This window comes from Polaromonas sp. P1_G4, assembly GCF_056405475.1.
Map to the genome: position 1 here is coordinate 1 of NZ_JBFUCA010000349.1, position 4,506 is coordinate 4,506.

Consider the following 4,506-nt stretch of genomic DNA (forward strand, 5'->3'; position numbering starts at 1 on the left):
GGGTAAGTGCGTGTTCACGTACCAGGTTGCGGGTGAAGGCATCACGGCGCAGGCGCCGTGGGCGCCCGGCGGGAAAGGGCGCGAAGTTGGAGGCGTGCTGTGTCATGCGCAAATTGTGCCAAAGGTTGATCAAGGCCTGAAAGTATTTGGCCGGGCGTCATCTGCTATCTATCTATATGGAGACATGCTTGGTGCCGCGCCATTTCGGAGGTGGCAGGCTTTACATGGAATTACTTAGTTAACTTATGAAATCATTGCCAATGCGCAGCCAGCGTGGTTAGAATTGCTACGTGTGGTTACCAATTTGGCAACTGCATCCCGCTTTTCCTCCCTGAGCGGGGCCTTTGCGTGTGACAGCAAAAAGGCTTACCAGCCCGGTTGGCCCAGTGCCATCCGGGCATTTTTTTGGCCCGTGGCCACGGCGCCGCCATCGTCTCAGGGGATGGGTGCGGGTTTTAAACCAGCATAAGCCGCGGAACCGGCTTTGCCGGGCCGCAGGCGGGCGGCCCCCTCGGGGGGCAGCGACCCACACGAAGTGGGGGAGCGTGGGGGCTACACTTCCTTATGCTCTGGGTCAAATCACTCCACATCGTTTTCATCGCCAGCTGGTTTGCCGGGCTGTTTTACCTGCCGCGCATTTTTGTGAACCTGGCCATGGTGCCGCCGGAAAGCGTGGCTGAGCGCGAGCGGCTCATATTGATGGCACGCAAGCTCATGCGTTTCACCACCATCCTGGCCGTGCCTGCGTTGGGCTTTGGCCTGTGGCTGTACCTGGGTTACGGCATAGGCCGCGGGCCCGGCAACGGCTGGATGCATGCCAAGCTCGCCGTTGTGGTGCTGGTGATCGGCTACCACCACGCCTGCGGCCGCCTGCTGGCCAGGTTCGTCGCCAACCACAACGCTCGCAGTCACAAATGGTTTCGCTGGTTTAACGAAGTGCCGGTGCTGCTGTTATTGGCAGCAGTCATCCTCGTCGTGGTCAAGCCCTTCTAAGGTCACAACCGGGCGCAGCAGTGAAAAAGAAGGCCCCTCCCCAACCAGCAGACGCGGTCGAACCGGCTTCGCCGGGCGCCTCGCGTCGCCCCCTGCAAGGGGGGGAGGAACTACACGAAGCGAAGCGCAGTGAGAACGGCGGGGGTGTGCACAGAACAACCGCCTGGCCGCTGTCCCTGGCAACCATTTGCCTGGTCATCTACGCAAGCCTTTACCCCTTTGCCGACTGGCGCGACCAAGGCATTTCACCCTTCAGGTTTCTGGCGGCGCCCCTGCCGCAGTACTGGACGGGGTTTGACGTGGGCGCCAACCTGTTGGGCTACGCGCCGCTGGGCTTCCTGCTGGCGCTGTCGGCACTGCGCAGCCGGCGTGTTTCCTGGGCTGTGACGGTGGCGGTGCTGGTCAGCGCGCTGCTGTCGCTGGCCATGGAAACGCTGCAAAGCTACCTGCCTTCGCGCATTCCCTCCAATGTCGATCTGGCGCTCAACACCACCGGTGCATGGCTGGGCGCGTGCTGTGCGTGGACGCTGGAAAAAGCCGGCATTGTCGACCGCTGGAGCCGCTTTCGGGCACGCTGGTTCGCGCAGGATGCGCGGGGTGCGCTGGTATTGCTGATGCTCTGGCCGCCCGCGTTGCTGTTTCCTGCTTCCGTGCCGCTGGGGCTGGGACAGGTGTTCGAGCGCCTGGAGTCGGCGCTTGCCGAGGTGCTGGCCGACACGCCTTTCCTCGAATGGATGCCGGTGCGCGACATGGAGCTGCAGCCGCTGGTGCCCATCGCCGAATTGCTGTGCGTGGCGCTGGGCGCGCTGATTCCCTGCCTGCTCGGCTATTGTGTGATCCGCACGCTGTGGCAGCGCGCGGCGTTTTCGGCGGCCATCATTGCGGTCGGCATTGCCGCATCGGCGCTGTCGGCCGCGCTCAGCTACGGGCCGGACCACGCCTGGGCCTGGCTGGACCTGCCGGTGCAGGTGGGCATCGGGTTTGCCGTTGTGCTGGCGGCGCTGCTGCTACCTGTGCCGCGCCGGGCGGCGGCGGCGCTGGCCTTGCTGGCGCTGACCGTCCATTTGGGGCTGCTCAACCAGGCGCCCGCCGACCCATACTTTGCACAAACCCTGCAAACCTGGGAGCAGGGCCGCTTTATCCGTTTTCACGGCCTGGTGCAGTGGCTGGGCTGGCTGTGGCCGTATGCGGCCTTGCTGTATGTCCTGGTGCGGCTTTCAGGCCGCGAGCCACGCGCTGATGCGCGCCGGTGATTCGCCTCTGCTAATATCGGCCTGCGATCTCCCTCAAGAGTTGCCGTAAGCGTTTACGTCAATCAACGCGCCTACTACCGCCGGCCATGCCGGGGTTGTGTTCCCTGCATCCCCACCGGCTGCCGGGAAGGCGCCTTGACTGGACGGCTTATGGAACCCTGTATGAACTCTTCGAAACCTTCATCGCGCACCCTTTTCGGTTTGACAAAACTCCCCGCTCGCAGCGCGCGATGGGTCACACCCTTGCTGCTTTCGGTGTTGATGACCTGCATCGTGTCGATCATCAGCACGCTCAAGGGCGTCGGTATCGCGCCCGGGGTCCTGCGCATCTGGCTGGGTGCCTGGGCGCTTTCCTGGGTCGTTGCATTCCCGGCGCTGCTGCTGGCGCTTCCGCTGGTGAAAAAAGCCACGGCGCTGGTCGTTGAGACGCCTTGATCCCGGGCCAATGCGGGAACCTTCTCCGGTACACATCCACTAAAGTCACACCATGCCTGAACAAAATTCCTATTACGAACGCCATGTCTTCTTTTGCCTGAACCAGCGCGCCAACGGCGAAGACTGCTGTGCCGACCACCGCGCACAGGAAGGCTTTGATCGCTGCAAATCGCAGGTGAAAGCCGYGGGGCTGGCCGGGCCAGGCAAGGTCAGGGTCAACAAGGCTGGCTGCCTGGACCGCTGCGCAGCCGGCCCTGTGGCCGTGGTCTACCCCGAAGCGGTCTGGTACACCTATGTCGACGCCAGCGACATTGATGAAATTGTCGAGTCGCACCTGAAAAACGGCAAAGTCGTTGAGCGCCTGCTGGTGCCTGCGCACGTCGGGCGGTAGGCCGGGGGCGGCGCAGCGTACGTAAATTTGCATCTTTTCCCTTCCGGACCAATAGGGATATGCGCGAGTAGCTCCTTATTTGATAGCAACCTGTTTGAATGGATCCGTCACAGTGAATTCGCAGACCCGCAAATCGATCATCCAGGGCCCCGCCGGCGCGCTTGAAATCGCCGTAGACCTTCCCGCCGGCGACTCGCGCGGCGTGGCGGTCATTGCGCATCCGCACCCGCTGTTTGCGGGCACCATGGACAACAAGGTGGTGCAGACGCTGGCCCGGGCGTTTGTGCAATGCGGATGGACCGCCGTCCGGTTCAATTTCCGCGGTGTGGGCGGCAGCGCCGGCAGCCATGACGAAGGCCGGGGCGAGCTCGAAGACCTGCTGGCCGTGGTGGAGCATGCGGCACCGGCCAGCAGCGGCCAGGTGCTGGCACTGGCCGGGTTTTCGTTTGGCGCCTTTGTCACCACCCACGCCTTTGAGCGCCTCAGTGCCGCTCGCGCCATTGAAAAACTGGTGCTGGTCGGCACCAGCGTGAGCCGCGCGCCTGCTGCGCCCATCGACGAAGCAGCCCATCTGAAAACCCTGGTCGTGCACGGTGAGCAGGACGACACGGTGCTGCTGTCTGCCGTGCTGGACTGGGCCAGGCCGCAGGCACTGCCTGTTACCGTTGTGCCTGGGGGGAGCCATTTCTTTCATGGACAATTGCCCCTGCTGAAAAATCTTGTGGTTCGCCACCTGTCTTCGCCCTCCGCCTGATGCTGTTTGCCAAGCGCTCCCTGACTCTGACCCTTACCCTTCACCGAATTTCACTGAACCACTACTGATGCAAGCTTCACTCAAGGCCCTCCGCGCCGCCCCCGGCCTGCGCGCTTTTGCCGCCACCGTGTTCCTGGCTTTCTCTGCGGTGCTGCCCGTGGCGCATGCCCAGGTGCCGCAAGCGCCCGAAATCGCCGCACGCTCCTATTTGCTGCTGGATATCACCGCCAACCAGATCCTGGCGGCCAAGGACATCGATTCGCCGGTGGAGCCTGCATCGCTGACCAAGCTGATGACCGAATACCTGGTATTCGATGCACTCAAATCCAAAAAAATCGATCTGAAGCAGACCTTCCCCGTCAGCCAGCGGGCCTGGAAGATGCCGGGTTCGCGCATGTTCATCGACCCGAAGATGCAGGTGCCCGTGGAAGACCTGATCAAGGGCATGGTGGTTCAATCGGGCAATGACGCGACCATGGCGCTCGCTGAAGGCGTGGGCGGCTCGGCCGAAAACTTTGTCCGCCTCATGAACGAGCAGGCCAAGGCGCTGGGCATGAAGTCCACGTCCTATAAAAACCCGGAAGGCCTGACCGAACCCGGCCACACGACCACCGCGCGTGACCTGAGCATCCTGTCTACCCGGCTAATGCAGGATTTCCCCGATTACATCGGCTATTCGG

General features: G+C 62.7%; 6 protein-coding genes and 1 pseudogene. 6 read left to right on the forward strand and 1 reads right to left on the reverse strand.

Annotated features, from left to right (window positions below):
• Nucleotides 1-106: pseudogene (locus AC1D1X_RS16240) on the reverse strand (porphobilinogen synthase); the annotation flags it as partial.
• Between the two features lie 458 nt (nucleotides 107-564).
• Between AC1D1X_RS16240 and AC1D1X_RS16245 the strand changes: the two are divergent.
• The 6 genes from AC1D1X_RS16245 to AC1D1X_RS16270 form a co-directional block, all read left to right on the forward strand.
• The gene (locus tag AC1D1X_RS16245; protein ID WP_477670228.1) at nucleotides 565-993 is read left to right on the forward strand and encodes a CopD family protein; all 429 of its coding nucleotides are present in this window, start codon (nucleotides 565-567) and stop codon (nucleotides 991-993) included.
• A gap of 146 nt (nucleotides 994-1,139) precedes the next feature.
• Nucleotides 1,140-2,246, forward strand: a complete 1,107-nt coding sequence (locus AC1D1X_RS16250) for a VanZ family protein (protein WP_477670227.1) — start codon at nucleotides 1,140-1,142, stop codon at nucleotides 2,244-2,246.
• 162 nt (nucleotides 2,247-2,408) lie between these two features.
• Complete coding sequence (locus AC1D1X_RS16255) at nucleotides 2,409-2,681, forward strand: DUF2798 domain-containing protein (protein ID WP_477670226.1); 273 nt, start codon at nucleotides 2,409-2,411, stop codon at nucleotides 2,679-2,681.
• A 52-nt stretch (nucleotides 2,682-2,733) separates the two neighbouring features.
• A complete protein-coding gene (locus tag AC1D1X_RS16260) occupies nucleotides 2,734-3,072 on the forward strand; it encodes a (2Fe-2S) ferredoxin domain-containing protein (RefSeq protein WP_477698657.1) in 339 nt (112 codons plus the stop codon).
• Between the two features lie 112 nt (nucleotides 3,073-3,184).
• Nucleotides 3,185-3,826 carry an alpha/beta hydrolase gene (locus tag AC1D1X_RS16265; RefSeq protein WP_477670225.1) on the forward strand — a complete coding sequence of 214 codons (642 nt, stop codon included), beginning with the start codon at nucleotides 3,185-3,187 and terminating at the stop codon, nucleotides 3,824-3,826.
• A gap of 67 nt (nucleotides 3,827-3,893) precedes the next feature.
• Nucleotides 3,894-4,506 (forward strand): D-alanyl-D-alanine carboxypeptidase family protein (locus AC1D1X_RS16270; protein ID WP_477698658.1); only part of this gene is annotated, 613 nt, incomplete at its 3' end.